The sequence below is a fragment of the Chryseobacterium oranimense genome, assembly GCF_900129755.1.
GTDB lineage: Bacteria > Bacteroidota > Bacteroidia > Flavobacteriales > Weeksellaceae > Chryseobacterium > Chryseobacterium oranimense.
In genome coordinates this window covers 499,903-526,831 of the sequence record NZ_FQWT01000003.1, presented here as the reverse complement: position 1 = coordinate 526,831, position 26,929 = coordinate 499,903, and the positions used below count along the sequence as shown (strand labels likewise).

The 26,929-nt window shown below is 38.8% G+C and carries 26 protein-coding genes and 1 pseudogene; 19 read left to right on the top strand and 8 right to left on the bottom strand.

Translation table 11 applies throughout. From position 1 onward, the window contains the following. Positions 1-1,617, top strand: a pseudogene (locus tag BUB03_RS13050) (DUF2723 domain-containing protein); the annotation flags it as partial. Between the two features lie 88 nt (positions 1,618-1,705). On the opposite strand, the gene BUB03_RS13045 reads toward BUB03_RS13050, so the two are convergent. Beyond that, a complete protein-coding gene (locus tag BUB03_RS13045) occupies positions 1,706-2,083 on the bottom strand; it encodes a VOC family protein (protein WP_073063726.1) in 378 nt (125 codons plus the stop codon). A 133-nt stretch (positions 2,084-2,216) separates the two neighbouring features. On the opposite strand from BUB03_RS13045, the gene BUB03_RS13040 reads away from it, so the two are divergent. The 4 genes from BUB03_RS13040 to BUB03_RS13025 all read left to right on the top strand — a co-directional run bounded on the left by BUB03_RS13040 (position 2,217) and on the right by BUB03_RS13025 (position 5,284). Then, positions 2,217-3,212: an MsnO8 family LLM class oxidoreductase gene (locus BUB03_RS13040; RefSeq protein WP_073063724.1), complete on the top strand. Its 996-nt coding sequence runs from the start codon at positions 2,217-2,219 to the stop codon at positions 3,210-3,212. Between the two features lie 12 nt (positions 3,213-3,224). Then, positions 3,225-3,587 carry a hypothetical protein gene (locus tag BUB03_RS13035; RefSeq protein ID WP_073063722.1) on the top strand — a complete coding sequence of 121 codons (363 nt, stop codon included), beginning with the start codon at positions 3,225-3,227 and terminating at the stop codon, positions 3,585-3,587. A 116-nt stretch (positions 3,588-3,703) separates the two neighbouring features. Next, positions 3,704-4,285 carry a Crp/Fnr family transcriptional regulator gene (locus tag BUB03_RS13030; protein ID WP_073063719.1) on the top strand — a complete coding sequence of 194 codons (582 nt, stop codon included), beginning with the start codon at positions 3,704-3,706 and terminating at the stop codon, positions 4,283-4,285. 63 nt (positions 4,286-4,348) lie between these two features. After that, on the top strand, positions 4,349-5,284 hold the full coding sequence (locus BUB03_RS13025; RefSeq protein ID WP_073063716.1) for a ketopantoate reductase family protein: 936 nt from the start codon (positions 4,349-4,351) through the stop codon (positions 5,282-5,284). Between the two features lie 90 nt (positions 5,285-5,374). Here the strand turns inward: BUB03_RS13025 and BUB03_RS13020 are convergent, their stop codons facing one another. The 4 genes from BUB03_RS13020 to BUB03_RS13005 all read right to left on the bottom strand — a co-directional run bounded on the left by BUB03_RS13020 (position 5,375) and on the right by BUB03_RS13005 (position 7,526). Beyond that, on the bottom strand, positions 5,375-5,722 hold the full coding sequence (locus BUB03_RS13020; protein ID WP_073063713.1) for a 4Fe-4S dicluster domain-containing protein: 348 nt from the start codon (positions 5,720-5,722) through the stop codon (positions 5,375-5,377). Between the two features lie 94 nt (positions 5,723-5,816). Beyond that, a complete protein-coding gene (locus BUB03_RS13015; RefSeq protein ID WP_073063710.1) occupies positions 5,817-6,371 on the bottom strand; it encodes an NADPH-dependent FMN reductase in 555 nt (184 codons plus the stop codon). Positions 6,372-6,374: 3 nt separating this feature from the next. Beyond that, entirely contained in the window at positions 6,375-6,875 is a 501-nt protein-coding gene (locus BUB03_RS13010; protein WP_073063697.1) for a DUF2480 family protein, read from the bottom strand. Between the two features lie 24 nt (positions 6,876-6,899). After that, on the bottom strand, positions 6,900-7,526 hold the full coding sequence (locus tag BUB03_RS13005) for a superoxide dismutase (RefSeq protein WP_073063694.1): 627 nt from the start codon (positions 7,524-7,526) through the stop codon (positions 6,900-6,902). Positions 7,527-7,719: 193 nt separating this feature from the next. Here BUB03_RS13005 and BUB03_RS13000 point away from each other — a divergent pair, with 193 nt between their 5' ends. Next, positions 7,720-8,340, top strand: coding sequence for a helix-turn-helix transcriptional regulator (locus BUB03_RS13000; RefSeq protein WP_073063691.1), 621 nt, complete (start codon positions 7,720-7,722; stop codon positions 8,338-8,340). A gap of 168 nt (positions 8,341-8,508) precedes the next feature. Here BUB03_RS13000 and BUB03_RS12995 read toward each other — a convergent pair whose 3' ends face one another. After that, positions 8,509-8,895: a hypothetical protein gene (locus tag BUB03_RS12995; RefSeq protein ID WP_073063689.1), complete on the bottom strand. Its 387-nt coding sequence runs from the start codon at positions 8,893-8,895 to the stop codon at positions 8,509-8,511. A 165-nt stretch (positions 8,896-9,060) separates the two neighbouring features. On the opposite strand from BUB03_RS12995, the gene BUB03_RS12990 reads away from it, so the two are divergent. Both BUB03_RS12990 and BUB03_RS12985 read left to right on the top strand, forming a co-directional pair. Beyond that, positions 9,061-9,555, top strand: a complete 495-nt coding sequence (locus tag BUB03_RS12990; RefSeq protein WP_073063686.1) for a MarR family winged helix-turn-helix transcriptional regulator — start codon at positions 9,061-9,063, stop codon at positions 9,553-9,555. Further along, a complete protein-coding gene (locus tag BUB03_RS12985; protein WP_073063683.1) occupies positions 9,552-10,316 on the top strand; it encodes a hypothetical protein in 765 nt (254 codons plus the stop codon). The genes BUB03_RS12990 and BUB03_RS12985 overlap by 4 nt, the downstream gene beginning before the upstream one ends. A gap of 9 nt (positions 10,317-10,325) precedes the next feature. Here the strand turns inward: BUB03_RS12985 and BUB03_RS12980 are convergent, their stop codons facing one another. Then, positions 10,326-10,928, bottom strand: a complete 603-nt coding sequence (locus BUB03_RS12980) for an RNA polymerase sigma factor (RefSeq protein ID WP_262484335.1) — start codon at positions 10,926-10,928, stop codon at positions 10,326-10,328. 266 nt (positions 10,929-11,194) lie between these two features. Between BUB03_RS12980 and BUB03_RS12975 the strand changes: the two genes are divergently transcribed. The 8 genes from BUB03_RS12975 (at position 11,195) to BUB03_RS12945 (ending at position 20,748) form a co-directional block, all read left to right on the top strand. Further along, entirely contained in the window at positions 11,195-12,142 is a 948-nt protein-coding gene (locus tag BUB03_RS12975; RefSeq protein WP_228417878.1) for a FecR family protein, read from the top strand. Positions 12,143-12,202: 60 nt separating this feature from the next. Continuing rightward, positions 12,203-15,511 (top strand): TonB-dependent receptor, encoded by a 3,309-nt coding sequence (locus BUB03_RS12970; protein WP_073063675.1) that lies wholly within the window; start codon positions 12,203-12,205, stop codon positions 15,509-15,511. 40 nt (positions 15,512-15,551) lie between these two features. Further along, the gene (locus tag BUB03_RS22190) at positions 15,552-15,680 is read left to right on the top strand and encodes a hypothetical protein (RefSeq protein ID WP_262484334.1); all 129 of its coding nucleotides are present in this window, start codon (positions 15,552-15,554) and stop codon (positions 15,678-15,680) included. A gap of 147 nt (positions 15,681-15,827) precedes the next feature. After that, positions 15,828-17,126, top strand: coding sequence for a hypothetical protein (locus tag BUB03_RS12965; RefSeq protein WP_073063672.1), 1,299 nt, complete (start codon positions 15,828-15,830; stop codon positions 17,124-17,126). Between the two features lie 77 nt (positions 17,127-17,203). Continuing rightward, positions 17,204-18,130: a T9SS-dependent choice-of-anchor J family protein gene (locus BUB03_RS12960; RefSeq protein WP_073063669.1), complete on the top strand. Its 927-nt coding sequence runs from the start codon at positions 17,204-17,206 to the stop codon at positions 18,128-18,130. Positions 18,131-18,335: 205 nt separating this feature from the next. Further along, positions 18,336-19,076, top strand: coding sequence for a hypothetical protein (locus BUB03_RS12955; protein ID WP_228417876.1), 741 nt, complete (start codon positions 18,336-18,338; stop codon positions 19,074-19,076). 9 nt (positions 19,077-19,085) lie between these two features. Further along, positions 19,086-20,438, top strand: coding sequence for a S41 family peptidase (locus tag BUB03_RS12950; RefSeq protein WP_083538917.1), 1,353 nt, complete (start codon positions 19,086-19,088; stop codon positions 20,436-20,438). Between the two features lie 37 nt (positions 20,439-20,475). Next, complete coding sequence (locus BUB03_RS12945; RefSeq protein ID WP_073063666.1) at positions 20,476-20,748, top strand: hypothetical protein; 273 nt, start codon at positions 20,476-20,478, stop codon at positions 20,746-20,748. Between the two features lie 276 nt (positions 20,749-21,024). Here BUB03_RS12945 and BUB03_RS12940 read toward each other — a convergent pair whose 3' ends face one another. Beyond that, positions 21,025-21,225 carry a hypothetical protein gene (locus BUB03_RS12940; RefSeq protein WP_040998941.1) on the bottom strand — a complete coding sequence of 67 codons (201 nt, stop codon included), beginning with the start codon at positions 21,223-21,225 and terminating at the stop codon, positions 21,025-21,027. Between the two features lie 333 nt (positions 21,226-21,558). On the opposite strand from BUB03_RS12940, the gene BUB03_RS12935 reads away from it, so the two are divergent. From BUB03_RS12935 to BUB03_RS12925, 3 genes are all read left to right on the top strand, one after another. Further along, the gene (locus BUB03_RS12935) at positions 21,559-22,281 is read left to right on the top strand and encodes a sterol desaturase family protein (protein WP_083538916.1); all 723 of its coding nucleotides are present in this window, start codon (positions 21,559-21,561) and stop codon (positions 22,279-22,281) included. A 225-nt stretch (positions 22,282-22,506) separates the two neighbouring features. Beyond that, positions 22,507-24,129, top strand: a complete 1,623-nt coding sequence (locus BUB03_RS12930) for a T9SS type A sorting domain-containing protein (RefSeq protein ID WP_073063663.1) — start codon at positions 22,507-22,509, stop codon at positions 24,127-24,129. A 4-nt stretch (positions 24,130-24,133) separates the two neighbouring features. After that, on the top strand, positions 24,134-26,929 hold the full coding sequence (locus BUB03_RS12925; protein ID WP_139258849.1) for an RHS repeat domain-containing protein: 2,796 nt from the start codon (positions 24,134-24,136) through the stop codon (positions 26,927-26,929).

The following is a 26,929-nucleotide window of genomic DNA, read 5'->3' as shown; positions in this document are numbered from 1 at the left end:
GCAGCTATTTTATGGTTTATCCAGTCAAAAGTAAAATCCAATGGAGCGAATATTGCTCTGGGAGTAGTTTTATTAGGAGTTCCTTTTATGATGGGTTTCCAGAATTATGTACCGCATGACCGCAGCAAAAAATCAGCGGCGCGGGATTATGCCTATTCATTTCTTAAATCACTCTCTAAAGACGATATTATTTTTATCTACGGCGACAATGATACCTTCCCTGTATGGGCGATCCAGGAAACGGAACGTTTCAGAGATGATGTAAAAACTGTGAATTTTACCCTGTTAGCCACACCATGGTATATTGATCAGGTGAAGAGAAAAACTTACAATGCCAATCCAATACCTTCCCAATTGAATCATGAAGATTACATGGATGGAGTGAATGACCAGATCTACCTGATGAAAAAAGAAGACTGGGAAGGAATTTTCTCCATGCTGAAAGAGCAGGGTGCTCCTGATACTCAATTCGGAGCCTTTAGAAAATACCTGACACAGGATTCCATCACTTTAAAAGATGCAATCAGTTTCCTAAAATTCAAATCTCCTGAAAAAGATGAGCTTTTAAAAATGTATTTCGGGGAAGAGAAGTATGAGCAGTACAACATTTTACCTGTCAACCGATTTATCCTTCCTGTTAATAAAGAAAATGCTTTAAAAGCAGGAATCATTACCCAGGCAGACCTTCCTGATGTGGTAAACCAGATCATGATTACCTATAAAGGAAACACCCTTTATAAAAATAACCTGATGATGATGGATATGCTGGCCAATTTCGACTGGAAGCGTCCGGTTAACTTCTCATCAGGAGGAATTTACGACAGCGAAAATACCTTCTATCTTGACGAATATCTGCAGTTCGAGGGTTTCAGCTATAAGCTTGTACCGATTCATACAGGTCCAAGGCCGGATGGAGATATGGGAAGGGTAGATGTGAATTCACTGTATCATATCGTAAAAAACTTCAGATGGGGAAATTTTAAAGATCCGGGCATTCATTATGATGAAGCAGCCACTTCAAACATTATGGGGTACAGAATGACTGCCGGCAGGGCAGCTTCAGCATTGGCATTAAGTGGACAGAAATCGAAAGCTATAGAATTGCTGGATCTTGCATCAAAAGAAATTCCTGCTGAAAAATACAATGATCCGCGTTCATTGAGTTCTATGGTTAGCGGATATATTATGGCAGGCCAGGAGAAAAAAGGACTTCAGCTGGCTGAAATCCTGAAAAAGGAAATCTTTGAAGAATACGATTATTACCTGAGCCTTTCCCCGGAATTCCAGAAGCAGTCGGCGAGGCAGATGAGAGTAAAGCCAATGGAATATTCTCTGGTGGTAAGTGCCGTTACAGACGCTTACAAAAAACTGGGTCAGAATGAAAAAGCCTATGCTTATCTTGTAAAATCCATAGAACCGATCGATAAAAAGTTCAATGTTTTCATCAGTAATCTTCAGCAGATGGGTAAGGAAAAGGCAATAAAAGAATCTGAAAACGTACAGAAAATTGCTCCTTTCTACCAATACCTGTTTGATGTGATGGAACCTTATGATTCTACTTATTCAAAAGAGAAAGAAGATCAGATTACCAGGGCATTGATGAAAGTAACGCGGTAAATGAATTTTGAAAAAAATAAAGCTTAGTTAAAAGAAAAGTCCGGAATTGTACCGGACTTTTTTATTTTCATATAAATATAAACAATTACTAATCAATAGGTTCCCATAATTGAATTTTGTTTCCTTCAAGATCCAGGATATGCAGGAATTTTCCGTAATCATAGGTTTCAATGGTATCCAGAATGGTAACATTTTCCTTTTTTAATTCCTCTGCCAGTGCTTCCAGGTTGTCTACCCTGTAATTGATCATAAAATCTTTTGCAGAAGGCTCAAAATACTTGGTGGTTTCCGCAAAAGGTGCCCATTGGGTAATTCCTTTTTTCGAGGGATCTTCACTCTCACGCCATTCAAAACTTGTTCCGTAGGGACTGGTTTCAAGCCCAAGATGCGTTTTATACCAATCGTTCATGGCATTGGGATCTTTTGATTTGAAAAGGATACCGCCGATTCCTGTTACTTTTTTCATGTCTGTTTTTTATTGTTAAAATTAATTTGTCCGGGAAGCTGATTCCTGATTCCAAATATAAAATTAAATGATAAAAGATAAACTGTAAATATATTTTATCATTATTTTTAGCTTTACAATAAAGTAGGCAGGTATGAAATTAAGATTAGGCATTCTCGATCAGTCTCCGACCATTGAAAGAGGAAGTTCATTGCAGGCATTAAAAAACAGTATTGATCTCGCCCTGTTTGCAGATGAAGCCGGTTTTCACAGTATTATTTATTCCGAGCATCACGGGGTGGAAGCGTATGGCAGCTCAAGCCCGGAAATTCTTAGTGCCGTTACCCTAAGCAAAACCCAACGGATCAAGGTAGGAACAGGTGGGATTATGATGAAAAATTATTCCGCCTATAAAATCGCAGAATGGGCCAAAATATTGGGTAGCCTCTATCCTGAACGCTTTATTCTGGGTTTGGGAAAAGCACCGGGAGGCTTGAAAGATGCTGTTTCTGCACTGAATAATCACCGGCCGGTCATTTTATCGAGCCAGGAAGCCAAACTTGAAGAAATCATACAGTATATTAAAGAAGAAAAGGGAATGTATGACGGTCTTATTGCACAACCTGCCAACCTTGATTACCTGCCGGATATTCTTTGGCTGGGCTCCGGGATTCAATCGGCTAAGGAAGCTGCGAAGCATGGAGTAGGCTATTCGTATGCAGATTTTATGGGAAGCGGGCCAGGTAAGGAAAGTACGGAGACTTATCTTAGAGAATTTGATAAAAATCAATATGCCTTGGTTCCCTCACTTCAGATAGCTGTTGCCGCATCTGTTGCCAACGATCTGAAGACGGCCCGGTATAATGCTTATGGAATGGCGTACCAGTTTTTGCAGGCCCGTCATATCCAGGCACCTCAGGCACTTCTTCCAACTGAAATAATTGAACAAAAAATACTGGGAAGTGAGGATGAAGAGGATTTCTTTAAGATTCTGGATCATATCATTATGGAAACACCAGGTACCATTGCCGGACGGCTTCAGGAAAAGTCTGAAGAGTACAGGACGGATGAACTTCTGATCCTTTGTAATATGTATCAGGAAACCGACCGGATCAATACCTATAAAAGTATTATATTGGCCAATCAATAATCAGTAAATCTCATGAGCTATACGATTCAGCTATTCAGTATTGAAACAAAAGAAAAAGAGCAGGCAGCCGGTGATGACAGTTTTTTCGACATTGAGGAAAATCTTGTTCCATTAACGGAAGATCAGGTCATCCGGTTAAAAGAGCGTCTTTTAAAATATAAATATGAACTGGTAAGAGAAGATGAGGCCGGGCTTCACTTTAACCATCCCGATGAGGATTTCGGAAATGCGCTGCTTACGGGAAAAGGACTGTATTTCAGAGCAAATTTGAGCGAGAATTCCATTTTTGAAGTGGGAATGACCGCTTCGGAATTTACCGATACCGGTGAATTTGCAAAATATGACCCGCAGAATGAGGGCTGGGAAGAATTTTAGGGACTAATCTCATCATTTAATTTTTATAGAAATATTTATTGTAGAAATCCTTTATTCAAAGTAATTTTCATTTAAATTTTCTAATTTTGAAAGTTGCTGAAAACGCCTTGAATTATATGGACAAATCTTCAATCAATACTTATTTTCACTCCTTATTCGACATTAAACACGAGGTTGTTGAAAAAATCACAGAGACCTTCGGTCACTTTGAGTTAAAAGCGAATGAAGTTTTGCTGAATAAAGACGAGGTAAGCACCAAAACATTTTTCCTGGAAAAAGGCTATGTTCGTTCTTTTATCCTGAATGAGGACAACGAAGAGATTACTACCAATATTTATGCGGCTCCTTGCTTTGTCAATGATTTTCTGTCGTTCTTCAGACAACAGCCTGCAAAAGAAATTTACCAAACGATTACCAACTGTTCTTTCTGGGAAACGGGTCTGGAAAATGTACAGCATAACTTTCACAATATTCCGGAATTCAGGGAATTCAGCAGACTGCTTTTTGTGCTTAATTATTACAGTATTCACGACAGGCTGATAGAAATGGCCAGCCAGAAAGCTTCCACAAGGTATTTTAACCTGATGAAAAAGCATCCCGATATTTTCCAGTTTGTTCCCCTAAAGATTATTGCTTCCTATCTGGGAATTAAAGACAGTTCATTGAGCCGTATCAGAAGAGGGATCAATAAAATATAATTTCTTTTCATTTGTCAAGTGATAATTTAAAATTTGAGACTCATCTTTGTTAAAAATAAATTTATGGACAAGAAACATATTGCAGTACTTGGACTTGGTGGAGTAGGCGGATATTTCGGATTTAAAATAAACCAGGAAAATGAAGCTTCCAAAAAATATAAGATCAGTTTTGTGGCGAGAGGGGAAACTTACCAAAAAGTAAAAGAAAACGGGTTGGTTCTTCTTTCACCCGAGCATCTTGTAAACCTTACGTATCCCGATGCTGTCGAGCAGCACATCAGTGATGTAAAAGATCCCGACCTGGTCCTGATCTGTGTAAAAGAATATGACCTTGAAAATATTTGTCAGCAGCTGAAAGGGGTCATCAGCAAAGACACGGTATTGCTTCCCATGATGAACGGAGCAGATATTTATGAAAGAATAAGAAAAATAATTCCTGGCAATACAATTCTTCCGACCTGTATTTATGTAGCTTCCCACATTAAAGAAAAAGGAATGGTAGAGCATAAAGGAAAAGCAGGAAAAATGATTATAGGAAGAGATCCGGAACATTTTTCTGCTGATGTGGATTGGATCGTAGAGATGCTGAAAGAAAGCAAAATTGACTTTGATTTTAAGGACAATTCTCTGACGGATATCTGGACGAAATATACTTTCATTGCCAGTTTCGGTCTGGTAACAGCTAAGCACAATTCTTCCATCGGAGCAGTGTGTTCAGATGAAAACCAGAAAAAGGAAGCTACTGAAATCATGAAGGAAATAAAAAAGATCGCCGACAAAAAAATGATTGTTCTGGATGAAGATATTATTCAGAAAACGTTTGAAAAAGCAGCTACATTCCCTTTCGAAACTCCAACATCTTTACAGCTTGACGTTAATTCCGGAAAAGAAAATAACGAACTTGAATTGTTAGGAGGTGCTATTTTGGAATTTGGAAAAGAATTGAGGATAGATACACCTTTCACACAGAAAATTTATAATGAGATAAAAAGCTTGTAAGCTGTTTGCATATCTTAACTGAAGCTGATTGATAAGCTGAAAGCGGGTTTATTCCCGCTTTTATATTTGTTTCTAATGTAGAATTCTAACTTAAGAATGAAGGAATTCCTGCCGGCTGAACAGTATCTCATCCGTTTCACGGTGGTCGGGATCATCTACACAGCAGTCTACAGGACAGACCGTTTTACACTGTGGCTCCTCATGAAAACCCTTGCATTCCGTACATTTTCCCGGTACAATATAATATACATCATCCGAATAAGCCTGTTGATAAGCATCTGCGTCAGTTTCCGAGCCGTCCGGGAAGGTCACTTTTCCGGAAAGTTTTGTTTTATCCCGCCATCTCCAGTCAATAGCCCCTTCATAGATCGCTGAATTAGGACATTCCGGTTCACAGGCTCCGCAGTTGATGCAGTCATCAGTTATTTTAATTGCCATAATATAGATTTATAAGTTTAAAAGGGACTTCTGCCGGCTGATAGCCCTGGAAGCCCCTCCGTCTAAACATAATTTAAATGAAAAAAACAGTGGATTATATTTTGTCTATCTTTTTTGTCGTAGCAATGCTGATCAGTTTATCAAATTTATCAGAATACAGCGCAGAGATTTTTGTAGGATCTTCCTGATCAAATAATGTAGACCTTATGATGGGCACACTGAATGGAATAGGCCATGCCCGCAGGGATTTGGCTATAGCATCCATCGTATTGATTCCCTGCATAGCCTGCAGGCCGTCTGCCCAGCAAACCAGTCCGACGGTTTTATCCGTAAGATAGGGCTGATAATGATTAGCTGTCACTTCAAGCCAATCTATGCAGTTTTTCATCACTCCCGGAATACTTCCATGATAGAGAGGAGCCATCCAGATGTGAATTTCGGCTTCGAGGAATACCTGCACCATACGTTCTACGGCCAACGGTTTCCGGGTCAGTGACAGGTCAAAAAGAGGAATCCCTGAATCCGCCAAATTAAAGATCTCTGCTTGGAAACCTGCTTTCCAAAGCTTTTCTGCAAAGTATTTTGAAATCCGTCCTGAAGTAGATTCAGGCCTGCTTTCTAAAGAACCGTTGAAAATTACTACTTTCATTTTTTAAGCTTTAAAAATTACTTTTGGTAAACCGATCTCTCCGTACATCAGACTTTTAACCAAAGGTTTAAGAAGGCCGGCTGCCAATAAGTAAAGGGAAGGATCGTGATCGGCGCTTGCCCTCACAACAACTTTCTCATTTTTATAAGATTTCAGGTCTGCGTAGATGAGGCGGCGTTTCCAGAGCTCCAACAGTATGGTTTCGGCATTATTTAAATCTGCATACACAACATAAGGTGACAGTTTCTCCATTAACATCATATATGCCCACGGCGGAATAACAGCATCTGTAGAGCAAATAATCCCCACAGCTTTTTCGTTGTATACAGAAAAATCTACAGCAGCAATCGATTCCTTAAATTCTTTTTCTTTTACGATCATTCCCATGAAAAGATGATCTTTGATATCCAGTTCTACAATTTCTATAGATGGCTTATACCGTAAAAGGTCGAAAGCAATGATTCCGGAAGCTTCTGCTTTATTGATGAAAATTTTCTGATCCATAATTTAAACTTCTATCAGATGTTCCTATTTGATTTTTAACAGAGCTTCTTCGTATTTTCTTTCTATGACCGACCAGTCAAGAACCGACCAGAATGAGTCAAGATAGTCAGCTCTCTTATTCTGGTAAGCCAGATAATAAGCATGCTCCCATACATCGATTCCAAGAATAGGAAAGCCCCTGCTGACAGACTGGATATCCATCATCGGGTTATCCTGATTAGGAGTAGAAGCAATAGCCAGCGACCCGCTGAATTTTACCAATAACCATACCCATCCCGAACCGAACTGTCCCAGGCCCGCTTTTTTCATTTCAGCTTTAAAATTTTCCAGATTTCCAAAAGTAGAGTTGATGGCTTCTGCCAGTTTTCCTTCTGGATTCAATTTAGGTTGGGGAGAAAGAGTTTCCCAAAACAGAGAATGGTTAAAATGCCCGCCACCGTTATTTCTCACGGCAGGGCTGTATTCACTGATTCTCTGAAGTATGGAATCGAGATCGTCTGAAGTTTCATCAGAAGCCTTGAGTGCAGCATTCAGATTATCTATATAAGCCTGGTGGTGACGCTGATGATGAATGTTCATTGTTTCCTGATCTATAAATGGTTCCAGTGCATCGTAAGCATAAGGAAGCTGTGGAAGTGTAAACGTACTCATTACTCTTATTTTTTTTATTAATGTATTTCAAAGGTAATCATTAATTTTAATAAAACAACTTTATTGTTGTTTTATTAGATGTTTAAATTCGCTTATAATTTATTGAATATGAGTTTTGTAGTACTGTAAATTACAAATTATAGAAAATGACTATATTTGTAGTTGGAAAATAAAACAACTTAAATATTGTCAAATGAAGAAGCCGGCAGCAGACCGAATCCTGATGTTTTTAAAAATGAGAGGCGAGGCTACATCCCTTTTGATTGCTCAGGAACTCTCCATAACAAAGGAAGGGGCAAGGAAACATTTACTGAATCTTGCTGAAGCAGGACTCATCAGGTCCGTCACAAAAAGCGAAGGAGTGGGAAGGCCTTCTACCTATTATGCCCTTACTGAAAAAGGACTGTCTCAGTTCCCGGATTCCCACGCCGATGTAACCGTCCAGATCCTCAGATCTGTAAAAAATCTTTTGGGAGAAAATGCATTGGATCTGCTGATTAACGACAGGGAAAAAAACACTTATGAGCGATATGAAAAAGCTCTGGCAAAAACCGAATCTTTAGAACAGCGTTTGGAGGTACTCGTGCAGATACGTACCGAAGAAGGCTACATGGCAGAATGGGCAAAAGAAGGCAATGACTACTTTCTCATAGAAAATCACTGCCCTATCTGTGCCGCCGCCGCCGAATGCCAGGGATTCTGCCGTGCAGAACTTTCCAATTTCCGGAACCTGATTGGTAAAGACTGCCAGGTTGAAAGAGTAAGCCATATTTTATCCGGCGGTCAGCGTTGTGTATATAAAATCAATGCCTGATTTTTTTTAGATAAAAGATAAAGATAAAAGATAAAGATAAAAGATAAAGATAAAAGATAAAGATAAAAGATTCTTGTCATTAAATTCAATAGGAGCGGGCTTTAGCCCGCTTACTTAAAAAAATAAACCATCTGGCTTTAGCCAAAATTTAATCCAATTTTCAAAGGATCAGATCCAATTCTCAATAAGATGAAGCCAGAATGCTTTTTCCCCACGGATCACAAAAACTGCTGACGATTTTCGCCGCGTTACTGTCGCACCGGTGGTCTGGATTTCAATATAGGATGCCAGTCCATGACTTTCCGTTGCTTCAACTTCAATATTTTCAATAACAATACTTCGGTTGGGAAATTGAGCGTAACTTCCCGGAAGCCACTCCGAAAATGCTCCTAAAGTGATCGTATCTCCGTTGCCTGTGATCATTTTAAAATCTCCATCAAATCCGGACAGAAGTTTTTTATAAAGGGAATCCTGATCTTTCTCCCCCTGAAACCATGCTTCAATATCCTGGTGGAATTCTTTAATTTCTGTAATAATTTTTTCTGAGTTATTCATAATTTAAATATATAATATATTGTCAATAAAAAAGATAAAAAATTATTCTTTATATAACTGATTGATAGCCTTCCCGAATAAATAATCAGAACATTTCAAAAATAAATATAAAGTTAACTATATAGTTAACTTTATATTTATATATTTGCATCAAATTAAATTTAAATGAATCAGGATTTTATCAAAGAATTAGGATATAAAGCATTGGACAGCAGATTAAAAAGAATAAGCGACCGGATGTCCCATGATGTAAGAAAGTTTTACAAAGAAATGAATATTGATGTAGAACCTAACTGGTATCTTGTTTTTATGCTGCTTCAAAAAAATAAAAAAATGTCTATTGTAGATATTGCGGAGCCTTTAGGATATTCCCATCCTTCGGTAGTCGTTATTGTAAAAAAAATGGCGGATAAGGATTATCTGGTTATTCAAAAAGATAGTACAGATAAACGCAAGCAGATGGTATCACTTACAGAAAAGGCCTTAAAAATGCTTCCGCAGCTGGAGCAGGTCTGGGATAGTTGTGAGAAGGCAATTTTGCAGGTACTTTCCGATGATTTGGGAATTCTGACTTATTTGGACAGTATAGATGCCCGTTTGAAAGAGGACTCTTTTCATGATAGATTTAAAAAAGAATATTTAAAAACCAATATTGTATGAGAACACTTATTTTTATTGTAGCTTTTCTTGTCACCGGTCTTACAGCTTCTGCGGCAGAGACTAAAATTATGATCAGGGCAAAAGCAAGAGATGCGAAATTTATCGGAAGTTCTTTGGGAGGTGCCCATATCATTGTCCGAAACAAAATAAACCGACAGATTTTAGCAGAAGGAAATACTACTGGAAGCACAGGAAATACAGATCTGATCATGAAAGGAGCCAAAACAAGAGGCACTCTCATCACCGATCCACAGACGGCTGGTTTTCTGGCATCAATAGACATCAGTGAACCTACATTTGTAAGTATTGAGATACTCTCTCCGTTAAACAATAAACAGGCGCAGGCCAGCGTAAGTACTGAACTTTGGCTGATTCCGGGAAAACATATTCTGGGTGACGGGATTATTTTAGAAATTCCTGGATTCATCATTGATATCCTGAAACCGAGAACCCATCAGTATATTGCTTTGAATTCTATTAAAGGAAAACTTTTTCAGTTTCAGGCCAATATTGTTATGATGTGTGGATGTGTGATTGATAAAAACGGGGTCTGGAATTCCGACGAAATTGAAGTTAAAGGAATTCTTAAGAAAGACGGCCAATATCTCAAAGATGTTATTCTATCGCTGGTATCTACCAATTTATTTGAAGGAAGCGATCTTTTAAATACACCCGGAAATTATGAGCTCACTGTATATGCTTATCATGAGAAATCCGGTAACACAGGAGTTGATAAAGTAAATTATGTAGTTTATGAATAGCTTTTACATTTAGTATTTCGTTAAAATTTCCATCAGCATCAGTATGGATACCAGTTTTTTAGAAGACTGGTATTCAGGATTCAGCTGATCGCGTATTTCCCCTAAAGCTTTGCTTAACTTATTACTGACCGTTTTATTACTGATACCCAGAGCTTCCGCAGTTTCGTGCACAGACATATTTCTCCTGATCCGCATATCGTACACACTTTGCTCTGTGGATGGAAGCTGTGAAACAACCTCATCAATCATTGATAACAGAGCCGAGACCTCATTTTCTTCCAGGATTTCAAAATATTCCGAATCCGACAGATCCATTTCACCAGAAGGATCAAATTCATCAATGCTAATTGTAGACGGCGTTTTTTTTGAGCTGTTGTAATGATCGATAATCCGGTAATGAAGATACCTTAGCAGGTATCCTTTCGCACTTTCTGAATCATCGGTATGTATAGATGCCGTATCCTCAAGAATCTTAATCCAGAGGTTCTGTAGCAGTTCCTCAGACATTTCCTTGTCCCTCGTCCTCATAAAAACAAAACGGTAAAGACTGTCCCAGTACCGCTCATAAAGCAGCATGAATGCAGGACGGTCGCCCGATTTTATTTTTTTCAATAGTATATAATCTGTAGGCTTCATATCGTTACCGCAAAATTACCTAAAGAAAAATTAACTTTTTGTGAACATTGGGGATCCGAAAATTAATTATTTCTGAAAAATATCCCCGGAATGTGAATCAAATGTTGAGAAAACATTGAAATAAACTAAAATTGTTAACAAGCTGACTTTAATGTGAATACAATATTAAGAACAGCCTGGGGAAGTTTTTCATTTTCACAGTCTTATAGACAGAAGGATCTGTGAATACCATGAAATATTTTATGAAAAGCCGAAAATATAAGAATACTGCAGCGTTTGTTTTTAAACTCTGGCAGAGGGAAGTTTCCGAAGAACCAATCTCAGAAAAGGAAGCTGAAATTTTAAACCAATGGAACATCCGTACAGAAAAGGAACTTGATCATTTCCATATGAAGGAAGCCAAAGAAAGAATCTTATCCGAACTTGAGCTGTATTTCATCAAACCTGTAAAATCAACTCACATATATCCGTTTAAGAAATATGCTTATACAGTGGCAGCTGCAGTTGTACTTCTGCTGTCATTGGGGGGAATTCTTACCTATCATGCTTTTTTTAAACCGGATATTTATACTGCCGGTTCAGGAAACCGAAAAGTTTATCTGACAGACGGTTCTGTAGTAACTCTTCTGAAAGGCGCGGAGCTTACTGTAGACAAATCATTTCCCGCTTCCACAAGGGTTGTGGACCTGAAAGGAGATGCAGTCTTTTCCGTGGCAAAATCAAAAATACATCCGTTCATTGTGCGTGCAGATGGTTTCAGTACCAAAGTATTGGGGACTATTTTTAAAGTTTCACAGTCCGGGAAAGATAAATCTGTACAGTTATATGAAGGAAAAGTTGCCGTATCCTACGCCGGAGCCCCGGTCTCTTACCTGAAACCCAACCAGAAATGGACCAATTTCGGGATTGCCCATACCGCTGCTGTCATTTCACTTACCCCGGAAAATAAATCGGGAAAACAGAGTATGAAACTGCTGTCATTGAGCTTCAATGATGTTTCCTTCAAAGAAGTGGCGGAAGTGATGCAGGCTAACTATAAAATAAGAATTGTTTATCCGAAAGAAACTGCTGAGAAAAAGATAACGGCCGATTTTACAGGAGGTACAGCAGATGAAAATATGGAAGCACTAGCCTTTATACTTGGACTTGAAGTACACAAAGAAGATCAGATCTACACCCTGAAAAAATAAATCAACCTACAGAAATAACATTAAAAAAATAAAACTTTTAATAAAAGAGAACTTGAACATATGAAAAGATTGAAATGCGGTCTTACCGTTGCAGCAGTATTCTTTACAGTAGCAGCCGAAGCTCAGGAACTGGTCCGGAAGGTATCATTTTCTGTCCCGGCAAGCAGGCCCCTTATTGAGGTCCTGGAAGACTTTGCAGGAAAAACGGGAATGAGGCTGGCCTATTCAAAGATGGATATCAGAGAGCTGAAGGTAAAAGGCGTGAACTGTGAAAATGCAACCGTTAGCAACTGCCTGAAAGATATTACAAACGGACTTCCGGTGGCATTTCGACTCCGTGGGGACCTTATTTCGATAAAATATGAAGGAACAGGTATTTCTGTAACAGGTGACGGAAGAATTTCAGGAAAGATCGTAGATGAAATAGGAAATCCCGTTTCCGGAGCTGAAGTTACAGTCGCCAAAAAGACTGTCGTTACGGACAATAATGGTGATTTCGTGGTAGATCTTCCTTCCGGAATATATACTTTAACTGTAAAAGCTCCAAAATACAGCCCCCTGAGGGTAGAGAAGCTTTCGGTAGCCAATAATGAAACGAATACTGTATCCTTTGCCATGAAGCAGGCTTCGGAAAAGATCACAGACATCAGGGAAGTGGTGATTACAGGAACCAGGAAAGCAGATACCCAGGCCGGACTTCTTGCCCAACAGAAAAAAGCTGCCCAGATGAGCGATGGTATTTCCGCCGAGCAGATCGCCAAGACACCGGATAATGACGTAGGAGGGACCCTGAAAAGAGTAACGGGGATAACCACCATCGATAATAAATATGTAGTAGTCCGCTCCATGGGAGAACGCTGGAATACAGCAGCAATGGACGGGATCAATCTGCCCAGTACAGAAGCCTATAACCAGAACTTTTCATTTGATATCATCCCTACTGCCATGGTAGAAAGTATAGTGGTGAGCAAAACGGCAACTCCGGATATGAATGCCAGCTTTGCAGGAGGCTATGTAGAAGTAAGGACCAAAGATATACCCAATGAAAACTTTACGACAGTAAGTGTGGGAACTTCCTATAACGACCAGTCGGCGTTTAAAGAATTTCTCAGCCGCAAACGTGGAAAATATGATTATTTCGGCTATGATGACGGAACCAGGGATTTTCCCAAAGATCTTGAAGCTACGGACTGGAATAACCCGATATTTTTTGAGCAGTCTAAAAGATTTAAGAATGATAACTTTTCGACCTTCAGTACGACAGGGGATATGGGATCGAATATACAGGTTGCCCTGGGAAGAACATTTACCCTTAAAAACAACAATAAATGGGGTTTTGCAGGAGCATTTACAGTAAGAAACGAGCAGAGTAAGCTAGATATAGACCATACGGGAAGGGGAAACTGGCTGGATACTACAGATCCATATGACCCCAACTGGCAGGCAAACGGAACAGCTCCTATTGTATTTTACAATTTCAAAAACAAAGGAGCTTCCTACAATTACAATTCTACACTGGCCGGAATGCTCAACTTTGGACTCCAGCTGGGAAAAAGCAGGATTTCATTCAGAAATTCATATACCCATATTTATGACAATACACTGACCCGGGTAACAGGGTGGAATCAGTATACCAACGGCAGTGGAACCCCTGCCAATGCAGAAGCATCCTACAATTATTTTTATAACGGAATTATTCCCAATAACGATCCTTCACAAATTAAAGGTCTTGATAAACCCTATACCGACAACACCAATTACCCGATCTACCAGACCCTTCTGCAGAATAAACTCGAAGGAAACCATAAAGTAGGAAATGCAGAAATCAACTGGTTTGCAGCAAGAACAGGAGTAAAATCAGATACTAAAGATTATACACAGTATCTGACCCTTTATGATTTTATCGGCAGCGAAATCTTAACCTATCACAGAATCTACAATTCCGGGAGCAATTTTTACCGTGGATATATCGAAAATAAAGAAACAGATTATAATTACGGAGCTTCCCTGAAATGGAATATGGATACGGGAAATTTTAAAAATGATATAAAAGCAGGATATGCCGGTGTTATAAAAAACAATACCAACCAGCAGCAGAAGTTTTTTCTAAGAGTAGACGAAAACAGGGATGTTCCGAACAACGAGAAAAACTATTTAACCATGTATGGCGCACTGGCTAATTGGTTTGATGGTTCCCAGTATGTTCCCGGAGGTATCGGATGGCAAACCAGGCCGCTCTATAAAAATGATAAATACGAAGGAAAGGTAACCCAGCATGCTGTATATGTGATGTTTGATAACCGGTGGAAAAACAAATTCAGATTGGTATGGGGACTTCGCGCAGAATATTTCAAATATGACCTTATTTCTCAGCAGCTGGATGTGTCAGATAATCAATCAGTTATAAAAGAACCTATCGATGATAAGCCGTGGCAGTGGATGCCTTCTGCAAACTTCACTTACAGCCCCACCAATAAAATTAACGTAAGGCTGGCTTACAACAAAACAGTGATCCGTCCCCAGTTTAATGAAAGAACAGGACTTCCTTACTTTGATCCGGTGGCCAACGGCTTGATTTATAATACGGAAATGACCTCATCGGTAGTCAATAATTATGATTTCAAGTTTGAATGGTTTCCGGGACTGGGAGAAATATTTTCCGCAGGACTGTATTACAAAAATATTGATAAGCCTATTGAACGCGAAGGCCATCTTTCCAACGAAGGAAACCTGTTCCTGTACAACGGAAATTCCAAAAATGCAAAGCTGAAAGGAGTAGAGGTTGAAGTACGGAAAAATCTTGGCTTTATTGCAGAAGGCTCTTTACTCGAAAAGCTTTTTGTAAGCGGAAATTTCACCTACAATACAACGAAAGTAATCGCTTTTAAAAACCAGTATAAAACCGGGGATAATGATGAAACCTATGAAGTGGAAAGACCATTATACGGGCAAACTCCTTATGCCTATAATTTAGGGTTAACCTTTGATGGAAACCGTTTGGGAGCCAGTTTTTTATATAATGCCAAAGGCGACCAGTACATTACCGTTGGATATGCTTACAACGGAGAAGAGATCCAGCGACCGTATGCTGTTGCAGATGCACAGATTTCCTATAAATTCCTGAGAAACAGAAACCTTGAACTGAAATTGAATGTAAGGAACCTCTTCAACCGGGTGAAAGAATTTTATAACAATTTCAATTCCTATTCAGTTCCGAAAGGAGACGGAGGAAGTAATGTAGCGACAGACAGGGAAGCCTGGGAGCTGCTTCCGGGTGCCACCAACAAATATGACAAGGATATTGATAAAATCACATTCCGTGCTTACAGCGGAAGGGTATTCGGCCTAAGTGTAAATTACACATTTTAACGATAGCCTGAATATCCCGGTATAAAGATAAAAAGAGCTCTTGATAGAGAAGCGTACAGGTTTCGGAAACCTGAAATATGACCGGAGACCCATACTGATGATGCGCACAGCAGTACCGGATCAGATAAAAACCGAACGTTCCTGTTTTTTCCCGGACAGCGACGGATAAAAAAGGGAACCCCGGCAGGACAGCCCCTCCTGGAACGCAGGGTGAAGTAAAAACCAAATCGCAGGAATATAGAGGCGGATATTCCTAAATATTAAAAATTTCCGGCCTGAAAAACCATAAATCCGGATCTATTAAAAATTATAACAAATGAAAAGATTAACTTTAATTGCTGCTGCAGCATTATCTCTTACTGCTTGCCAAAATGATCATCTTGCGGATTCTTCAACTCCTTTCGAAATGAAGTCTGCATCTGCTGAATATATTACTGCATCCGCACTTCCTGTAACCAGTGTAAGCGGAGATATCACAACAAACACTACATGGAGCGGTGTGGTAGAAATTAACGGAATCGTAACGGTTAAAAACGGTGCTACACTGACTATTCAGCCAGGAACTTTTATTAAAGCAAAACCAAACACAAGCAACACGGCTACAGGAGTATTGGTGATCTCTAAAACAGGTAAAATCAACGCTACCGGTACAGAATCTCAGCCTATTATTTTTACAAGTTATAAACTATTGGATGGAAACGAAGATACAACGGCTGCTCCTGGTGACTTCGGCGGTGTGATCATTTTAGGTGATGCTCCTACCAACACCCCTTCTACAAAAACGATCGAAGGATTAACCGGTCCTGATTTTTTCTACGGAGGTTCCAATGCTTCTCACAACGGGGGAACACTGAAGTATGTTCGTATTGAATTTGCAGGATACGACCTTTTGGCTCCAAATTCAGGAAACGAGATCAACGGTCTTACTTTAGGAGGAGTTGGAAACGGAACTACCCTGGATCACATCCAAGTATCTTACGGTAAAGACGATTCTTTTGAATTCTTCGGAGGTACGGTAAACGCTTCTAACCTTGTTTCTTTCGCTGCGGATGATGATAACTTCGATTTCGACAACGGATACACAGGAACCATTACCTGTGCTCTTGCTTTGGCAGATTACAATTCTACCCACAGCCTTAGCGGAGGTAGCCCGGATTCTAACGGTATCGAGCTTGATAACAACGCAGAAGGTACTTCTACACCACTTATTACCAATCCTGTTATCAACAACCTTACGATCATAGGGGCTAAAAACGGTATTGCAGGGCAAGGATCAGCTTACGAAAACGGTATCCACATCAGAAGAAGTGGTAAACTGACACTAAACAACGCTGTTGTAACAGGTTATCCTGTAGGAATCAAAGTAGAAGGTACAGGTTCTGAGCTTTCTTCTGCTTCCAACTTCAGCACCATCAAAGTACACGGATTTACAACTTCTGTTACAGGAACTGGTACGGCATCAATCCCGGCGGCCAACTTACTGACAGGAACTACAGCTTCTGCATGGGGAATGAGCCAGCCGTTCTTCAACGACGGACCATGGAACGTATCGCCTAGAAACTGTGGAAACTTCCAGGGTGTATGGACGAAATATAACTTCTCTATTCAGGAGTAAAACTTTAAATGCAGGGGAAGCTTCCCATGTCTTTCCCTGCTTTTTTATTTTTCAAAAACCTCTAATAAATCAGTATTATGAAAAAACTATTTTTATTATCTATTGTATTGGTATCACAGGCTGTGGCTGCGCAGTTTCAGGTATGGAGCAATTCTTTTGATACACCTGCCGATCTTCAGGGATGGACTACTCATGACCTTAACGCCAACGGAAACGGATGGGTTCAGGGACAGAATATTTACCACAACGGCACTGCTTTAACCTATGGAACATCAGGTGTTCTCCGTTATTCGGTAAGCCTTGTCCCAACAGGTAATGTTGCCGGTTTCGGTACTGAAAACGACTGGATCATCTCCCCGCAGATCAATTTGGAAGGGGCATCAGGAACCATCAGCCTTGCAGCTTCTATCGGAAGACAGAGAACTTCGCACCTTAATCTCGGACGTGATCTTTTTATTTTCGTAAGCACAGCCCAGAAGCCCGTTCCGGAACTGTCAGATTTCCAGGCCATGACAGTAGATGCAAACGGAAATGACATTGCAAGTCCATATCGTATCATAGCGGGAACTACCGACAATCCTTTTTCCAACGATCTTACCCAGTTTACAGAAGATGTTGTAGACCTTTCGGCTTTTGCAGGTAAAAAAATCTATATTGGGCTGTGGTCAAACAGAAAGGCAAGTGGTAATAACCTTCAGAATATCAATATTGATGAAATGGCGATCTATGCTTCATCATTCTTGGGAACAGCAGATGTAAAGAATAAAAAAGAAAATTTAACAAAAATAGAGGAAAATCCTGTAAAGGAACTCCTTCAGCTTAAACTGAACCCGGGCTTTAAAGAAAAGATGACCTCGGTTACTATTTATAATGCAGCCGGACAAAAAGTATTTTCAGCTTCCTATAACAGATCTCTGAATGTAGCTACATTAACATCAGGAATGTATATAGCAGAAGTTTCTGACGGAAACATAACGGAAAGTCTGAAGTTCATTAAAAAATAATAAAGCAGTAATTATCCGTGAATTGCAGTACATTCTGCAGAATTACCATGAAAACTTAATCGATCCGGTCGGTTTAAAGCTTCCCCGCAATAACCTCCTGATCATAAACATATCCAACTTAGTTTTTTTATAATTTTTATTGTCCCGTTCTCACCGGGCGGGGCAATATTTCTAGGTTAGACTTTATCAATTTAAATTAATATAAATGAATAGATTCATTACACTGGTATTTTTTATGCTGCTTATTTCCTGTTCAGACAGCAACGTTATGCAGCCGTTTGATCAATCGCAGAAACCCGCAGAAGTTAATGTTAAAGGATACTCAAAGCCGGATGTTCTCCAGCTCAGGCTTAACGGAGCTCCTGTATCTATTAACGGAAATACTTCTTATACCAATAAAATAGAAACCAAGCTGGAATTTGTGCTTGATGAAGGCGAAACAGACCGGCTTGGCATTTACAACACCGAAACCGGCCTCGAAATAGCCCATTATAATCTTACTTACGACAATATCAACGATTATAAAACCCTGAATTTCTTCAACCTTCCCGGAATCTTTCTCCAGGCTTCTGCCGTAAAGCCACAGGTGAATCTGGGAAAAGTAGGCTTTGAATTTATTTTCCCGAATCTTGGCGAATATTCCGGCACCTCACTCACCGGTGTTAAAGGAGTTCTGAAAAGAGAAAACGGAGCCATACTTGCCGAATTTGACCCTATTGGAAAAAAAGATTTCACACCCGTGAAAATATATAGTTTTTTCAGCAGCACAGCCCCGGTTTATCTGGAATTGTATAAACCCGGAACAGATATTCCTTATAACGGCTCCGAAATGATCAGGGTAAAAATAAAGCAGGATATGGGAGCCAACCTGATCGTTCTTCAGGAAAAAATGGTCAACGGAGTCTTTACGGTTGTGGGAGAGATTGATGTGGCAGATTACCTGTAAACCCATTCTATGAAAAAGCATTTTACCTTTCAGCTGCTCTTTCTTCTTGCAGTTTCTGTCTTTATCTTATCATGCATCCGCAATGATGATGAGGGAGCTCCTGTTTTTCCGGAAGGAAGTACGGAATCGGTCAACCTTTGGGTACAGGACAGCATGAAAAGATATTATTACTGGGCAGAGCAAATGCCTGCCAAACCTGATTATCATCTTCCTGTGAAAGACTTTTTTAAAAACCTGCTTTCTGCTCAGGACCGTTTTTCGTTTGCTGTAGATACACAGGATCCTTCTTCCTATCCCCGTTCTGTACGGAATATGTACGGTTTTGACTATGCCGTGATCCAACTGGCCAATGGAAATGTAGTGACAACGGTAAAACTGGTTATGAAAAATTCCCCGGCATTCAATTCCGGGCTGGAAAGAGGAATGATGATTACTAAAATTAATGGTACGGCTATTACAGCTGCCAATGCGGAAGAATTAACTTCGTCTATTAAAGATAAGACAGTAATAGAACTCCGGGTTGGTAATTGGAAAAACGGTGCCGTTACTGATGAAAAGAACATCACAGTATATTACGGATATTCCTTTGAACAGCCTTTAGAGTCTAAAATATTTGAAAAAAACGGTAAAAAAACAGGCTACCTTTACATTTATGATTTTCCGGATGGAATAACTTCTTCATTAAACCAAAAATTTGCAGCTTTCAAAGCAGCTGGAATACAGGAACTGATTCTGGATCTACGCTATAACTACGGAGGGTCTGTATCCTCGGCTGCAGCACTTTGTTCGATGATTCCTTCTGGGATATCATCCTCTTCTCCGTTCATTATTTATAAAGGAAACAAAAACGGTGGTGAAGTGAAAAGAACATTTGCCCGGCAGATTGCCTACGATCCGGCAGCTCTTGATTTCAATGCCCTTCGTACCAATGCTTTGAACCTTAATAAAGTATATATTTTAACTTCAAGAAGTACAGCATCTGCTTCGGAAATTGTGATCAATAACCTTAAACCTTATATGCAGGTGATTCAGGTAGGGGATGTGACCCTCGGTAAAGATATGGCCGGATTTATGGTGGAAGACAAGAGGAAACCTAAAAAGATCTCATGGCAGCTGCATCCTGTTATTTATAAAGTTTTCAATGCCGATGGGGAAGGGAGCTACAACAATGGAATTTCCCCGCAGATTGCAGCGAGTGAGTATGCCGCATTACCGCTTTTGCCTCTTGGAGATTCTCAGGAAACCCTCATTGCAGAAGCTATGAATAATATTTATTCAAAATCAGCAGGTAAAAATGCTTTGGATGGAAGTATTAAGATTTTATTTCAGAGCGATACACCTTCTGCAGCCATTGGAAAGTGACCGTCTTTTTAAATTTTAATATATTAAACCCATAACCATGCAGGGAATAGAACCAAAATTTCACAGCAGCCTTACAGACCGTATGGAATATTACCGGGGACTGCTTAAAAAAACAGCCGGTGATCCGGAGATTCAGCCTTCTGATATGATTTCGAAGATCTCAGAATTAAGCGAGCTGTATGAAGATTATCTGGCTCAGAAAAAACAGCTGGAAAGAAGCATAAAAAACTACAGGCAGTATCATGATGATCTGCGTAAACAGCTTACTTTACGGGTCCGTGAACTGAAGAGAAAAGTGAGGCAGAAATGATTTTATTTGAATTACAAAATCTTTGATTTTTAGATACTAACTTTTTCAGGTTAAAGTGTTTAAAATAAAAATATAAACTTTTTTTATTGTGGCTTAAACTTAAGATGATTTCGTGTATATATTTGAATCAGTAAGAAAGTTTAATGATTAAAGAAAGTTATAGTAAAATCAAATGATTTTAGGAAACCGTTTATTTAAAGCAAAATGTTAAATAAAATAGAATCCGCTTCACATTCGGTTATGAAACGGATCTCTGGTGTATTACATTATAGATTATTAAAGTAAATCAGCATTCCATCCTGCAGGGAAGCAATAGCTATCCTCTGAATAATAGCAGGTTTTTCCTGTTGCATTTTCACATTGTTCCTGTGAAGCATAAGGATGGTACAGTGGCGATCCTGGTCCCGGACACCCTTCCTTGGTACCTCCTTTTACTAATTTTAAATTCTCTCTTAAAATTTTTTTTAAATTTTTCATGAATTAACATTTTTATGGTTTTCCTACTCTTTTATAAGCTTTTCAGATTCCGCTTTTGTTCTATCCTAAGTTAGTTATTTTTTATGTTAGATATAAATTAATTTGAAAATATTTATTACTAATTGATTCACTGTACAACTTAGTAAATATTTAAGGTAAAAATCGGATGATTTTATTAAGATAAGTGATTACTTTAAGAGAAACTCTTCCTTAAGTATTTTGATATTTTATCTTTCATTAACAGTTAAAAAAAGCTTGCTTTTCAAATTTATATTATTGGTTTTTTTAGCATGAATTCATATATTTATGAGCTAAGTTGAAGATGATAAATGTATGAATTTTAATTGGTTTGATTTTTCCGGCTATTTAAAGATATTCTGGCAGTTCAGCTGGCTGCAGTGGATTATTTTCAGTCTTTTATCCAATATCTTTTTGTGCCTGTTTTCAATCACGCTGTATCAGTTTATTGAGAAGACGTGCCGTAAAGAACTGTTGCAGGAACAAAACCATCCTCTTACCAAATCCGATGTTTATCTCAGCTTTCTTACTGTTGTTTGCAATAGTTTCGTCATGCTGCTGGGCGTATTTTTATGGAAAAACAAATGGATTATTATTGATTCCCAACCTTCCGTAGTTTCTGTCTTTCTGGAAACCATTGCTTTGATTTTTCTGATGGATCTTTTGATGTATTTCTTTCATTATGCGGCCCATCTGCCTTTTATGTATAAAATACTGCATGGAAAACACCATGAGCATGTCAGCACCAATTTCCTGAGCCTTTTTGTCCTGCATCCTTTTGAAACGATCGGTTTTGGACTGATGATTCTTGCCTTACTCATGAGTTATGACTTCTCTATAATTTCTATAGTTATTTATCTGTTAATCAATCTAGTTTGGGGAACGATAGGACATTTGAACCGGGAATTTTTCCCGGCATCATTTGACCGGCTTTTTATAGGAACCACCAGATTCCATAATCAGCACCATCTGGATGAAACCAAGAACTTTGGTTTTTATACCTCCATCTGGGACAGGCTCTTCGGAACTTACCGGTAATATTTCTATTGCGGATTATTACCGGATTTGGCTTTAAATTTTTATGCGACAAGTTTTGTCGCTTTCCATTGATACCTTTACATCATTAATCATTTGAAACATTATAAAAACACAGGTAAGTGAGAAAACCTCTGTTAAATCTCTGCAATGAGATTTGTATATGTGTTAAAAAATGTTAAATTTGCCCGAAATTAAAAACTAACTATTAACTAAATACACAAACAGATGAAGAAAATTTACTCTGGTGCATGTATTCTATGCACGTTCTTGGGCCTGTCTGCCCAGGAAGTATTGTGGCAGAAAGATATCAAATCCAATACTCAGGATTTCCTAAGCCAGATCACTACAACTATTGATGGTCAATACTTAATAACAGGAAGTTCAATTCAGTCTAGAAGCCAGACGCCAGCAGCTAATAGCCAAAAGCAAAACAACGGTTACGATTTCCATTTAATCAAATTAAACCAGCAGGGAGAAGAAGTCTGGGAGAAATACTTTTCAGGTCAGAATCATGATTACCTGTCAGCTTCTGTAGCTACCCAGGAGGGAGGATTTCTTGTTGCCGGCACTTCTTATTCCGGAAAAGGTTTAGATAAAAAAGAAGACTCCAAAGGTGGATCAGACATATGGCTTATTAGGCTTAATGAATTTGGCGATGAACTATGGCAGAAAACATTAGGAACTTCTTCCGATGAAGAAGCAAGATCTGTGATTCAAAGTACAGATTTAGGATTTTTTGTTGCTGGAAACATTCAGAATTCAACAAAAGGTTATGGCTCAAAAGATGTTTTGATTCTAAAACTCGATAAAGATGGAAAAGAAATCTCCCAGTTAATTTTAGGAGGAAAAGGATTAGATGAAGTGGAGAAAATGATTCCTACTAAAGACGGGGGAGCTTTGTTAGGGGTCTACTCAAGAAGTTCCGGGATTCGTGCTTCAGGCTCTGCTGATAAAACGGCCGGAACGACCACACATCCCGTATCCCGCACTCCGAAATCTACAGAAAACTATGGTGAAGGAGATTACTGGATCATTAAGCTTGACAAGAACGGAAAAACAGAATGGGAAAAGAACTTTGGAGGTAAAGGAGATGATCATCTAAGAACATTAGCCTTAACCACTTCAGGATATTTAATTGGAGGCGAATCCAGATCCGAAAGATCAGGGAATAAATCGGTAGGAATAGAAGAAGGAACGGATCTTTGGTTAATCTCATTAAATGAAAGAGGCGAAGAGCTTTGGCAGAAATCCTACAATTTCGGAAACAGGGATATTCTGATGGGAGCCAGTGTTATTCAGAGCCAAGATTCAAGAGCCAAGAATCAAGATGTCACAAAAGGAATTTTACTTGGTGGCTATACTCAGGCAGAAGGAAAGATACAGACTGATGATGAAACTTTTTGGATGCTTTATCTGGATCAGGATGGTAATGAAAAGTGGAGAAAGCATGTAAAAGGAGAATCCAGAAAAAGAGAAGAAAGGTTATCTGATATAAAACTGAACAGAGACGGCTCGATTATTCTGGCCGGAACCAGTGCAGAAGAACTTGGAAAAGAGAACTGGAAGATTGTAAAGTTAGGGGATAAACAGCTTGACCAGTTAATTGAAAAACAAGACATCAAAATTTATCCGAATCCTGTTTCAGACTATGCTTATGTAGAAATAGGCATTGATTTTAAGGAGGCTGATATTATGCTGTATGATATGGGGGGAAGACAGCTTCAAAGCTTGAAGACTAAAAATAAGGTGACTAAGATTAATACTCAGAATTTAGTTCAGGGAGCGTATCTGGTGACGATAAAAACAGATAATAATAAAACAGCAAGTGCTAAACTAATAAAGAAATAACACGATGAAAAAAATACTTTTATTATTCATATTTATATTTAATTGGGGCTTATCCCAGAGGAACTTTGGGGATACCCCTGAGCCTATGCCGTCGGTTTCTTCATTTTCTTCTTATGTAAATACTCCGGTTTCATTGTCTACTGGAATTCCGAATATTTCAATTCCTTTGCTTACGCTGCCTACAGGCAATGGTAATGTGGAACTTTCAACGGCTTTAAGCTATCATCCTTATAACGCCATTGGAAATAAAACAGGCAGTGAAGTGGGTTTAGGTTGGGCTTTATTGAAAGGAGGGGTTATTTCAAGAGTAATCAATGGCAGAGCAGATGAGGAATTCTCGGATTCAAACGCCACCAATTATAAAAGAAATATATTCGATGATATTTATTACTATGATATTCCCGGGGAATCTGGAAAATTCAAATTTGTACGGGATACCATAAATAATACCTTCAGCCTGAATAATATCTCAGGAAACAATATTAAAATTGAGTATACAAGAGACTCCAATAATGCGACACTCATCCTTAATTCTTTTACATTAACAAATGATAAAGGGATCAAATATATTTTTGAAGACTATAGTATTTCAAGATATGATGTAAGTTATAAAGGTTTTAATTACAAATCTGCATTCTTTCTGACTAAAATCTCCGATGAAAATAATAATATTGTTGCCAATTTTACCTATCAGAAGAACAGCAAATATGCAGGAACTTCTACTACGTTGTTATACCAGAACTGTAAGCTGCAAAACATGTCTACTAGGTATGGTAAAATAACAATCGGGTATACCTACAATCAGTTTCTGGAAGATTCGGGAAAAGACGATCCCTATCAGGTAAACAATATTTCATTATCAGATGCTTCTTCCAACCTTATTGCTCAATATAGCCTGGATTATTCCAGTTTTCATGCTTATAGTATCTTTAAAAATAATAACGAGGATAAAAGAATTCTAGCCGGAATAAAAAAACTTGACAAAAGCGGACAGATTGTAGAAAACAGGACATTTGAATATGACCAGTACGGTTCCGAAACCAATTACAGCCCGTCAGGCAATCCCGATGAATATGGGAATTTTCTTTGCCCGGACAGCAATCAAAAGAATCCGAAAAGCTATACATTAGGATTATTGAAGAAAATGATATTGCCGGAAGGAGGATATGTAGTCTATAATTTCGAAGCAGGCGAAACATATCAGGACAATAGCAGTATCCAGTTGAGTAATAATGAAATAACACGGCCGGATATACAGTTTTTAAGCCTTGCCAATACTGCTGATTTTGATACCAATATTAACAGGAACTATACATTCCAGGTAACTGAAGCGAAAAAGTTTTATGTGACCCAATTGACTTCAGAAGTTTACACCATCCATGACATACATGGAGATATTGTTGTCCCACCAATCTATAAGCTCATAAATTCGGCAGGAGCTGAAATGAACGGATATACCAGCTGTGAAGGAATAAAATACTACAATCTGACTCCAGGAAATTATACCTTTAAAATAACGGGAAACGGAAATGGTTCAATTAAAACCTATTCCATTGCCAGCCTTTCAGCTCCGTACAAGAATAGTATACCAACTGAAGTTCCGCGTATAGCCAACATTAAATATTATACATCGGCTAATAGTCTGAAAAAATCTGTAACCTATAATTATAATTCATTTTCTAATCCCAACGACTCCAGTGGGAAAGAATTTACGAATGAGGTATGTAATGATGAGGACTACGCAAGCAGCTTTAATTTATATACCAATGTTAAGGAAATTTATGGTGGAGAGTCCGGAAACATCGGATATGCAAAATATTATTTCAAAACGCCGGACGATTATGAAATAAGTGGAAATTTCTTTTATAAGCAGTATTACAATATAGTTTCATCCGGTGTGCTCAGTAAAAAGGAAACTTTCAATCAGCAGAACCAGTTAGTATCTGATGAGAACATGGAATATGTTTTTGAGGAAATCAATAATGTACCTGAATACTCATTATGTTCCGGATATAAATCCAAAGCTTCATGGATGAAATCTTCCAAGACCACATCCAAAACGTATTTTGATAACGGAAGCAGCTTACAGAATATAACAGAAACCTTTTCCAATGCAGGTAATTTCCAGCCTTATTTAATCAAAGAAACGGCTTCAGACGGAAAAGTAACCGAGAAAAAGATAAGCTATGCATCAGACACGAACAATACCCGACTGATGAATGCCAATATGATCTCCATACCGGTTCAGACCGAAGTGAAGGTAAACGGGGCTGTCGTAGATAAATCGGAAACAAAATTTGATAATGCTTCCAATTTGTACCCATCATCTGTTATGGGATACAATACGCAGAGCCAGGCACAGTTTACAACAGCTACCCTTGATGTATATGATGAGAAAGGCAACCTTGTACAGATTTCCGATAAAGCCAATTTCCCGGTAACGACCATCTGGGGATATGATCAAACACAGCCTATTGCTAAGATTGAAGGTCTGCCGTACAGCCAGGTCATGAATCTGGCCACTGTAACAGCTGCCGTTAATGCTTCAAATGCCGATGCAGCTAACCCTGCTACTGAATCCTCTTTGCTGCAGGCTCTGGAAAACCTTAGAAAAGACCCTGCATTAAAAAACTATTCCGTTACCACATATACCTATGATCCGCTGATCGGTATAACGAACAGTATCTTTTCAAACGGCATGAAAACCACTTATCTGTATGATCATGCCAACAGGCTGATAAAAATTACGGATGCCACGGGTAAAACTTTGAAGGAATACCAGTATAACTATAAACACTAA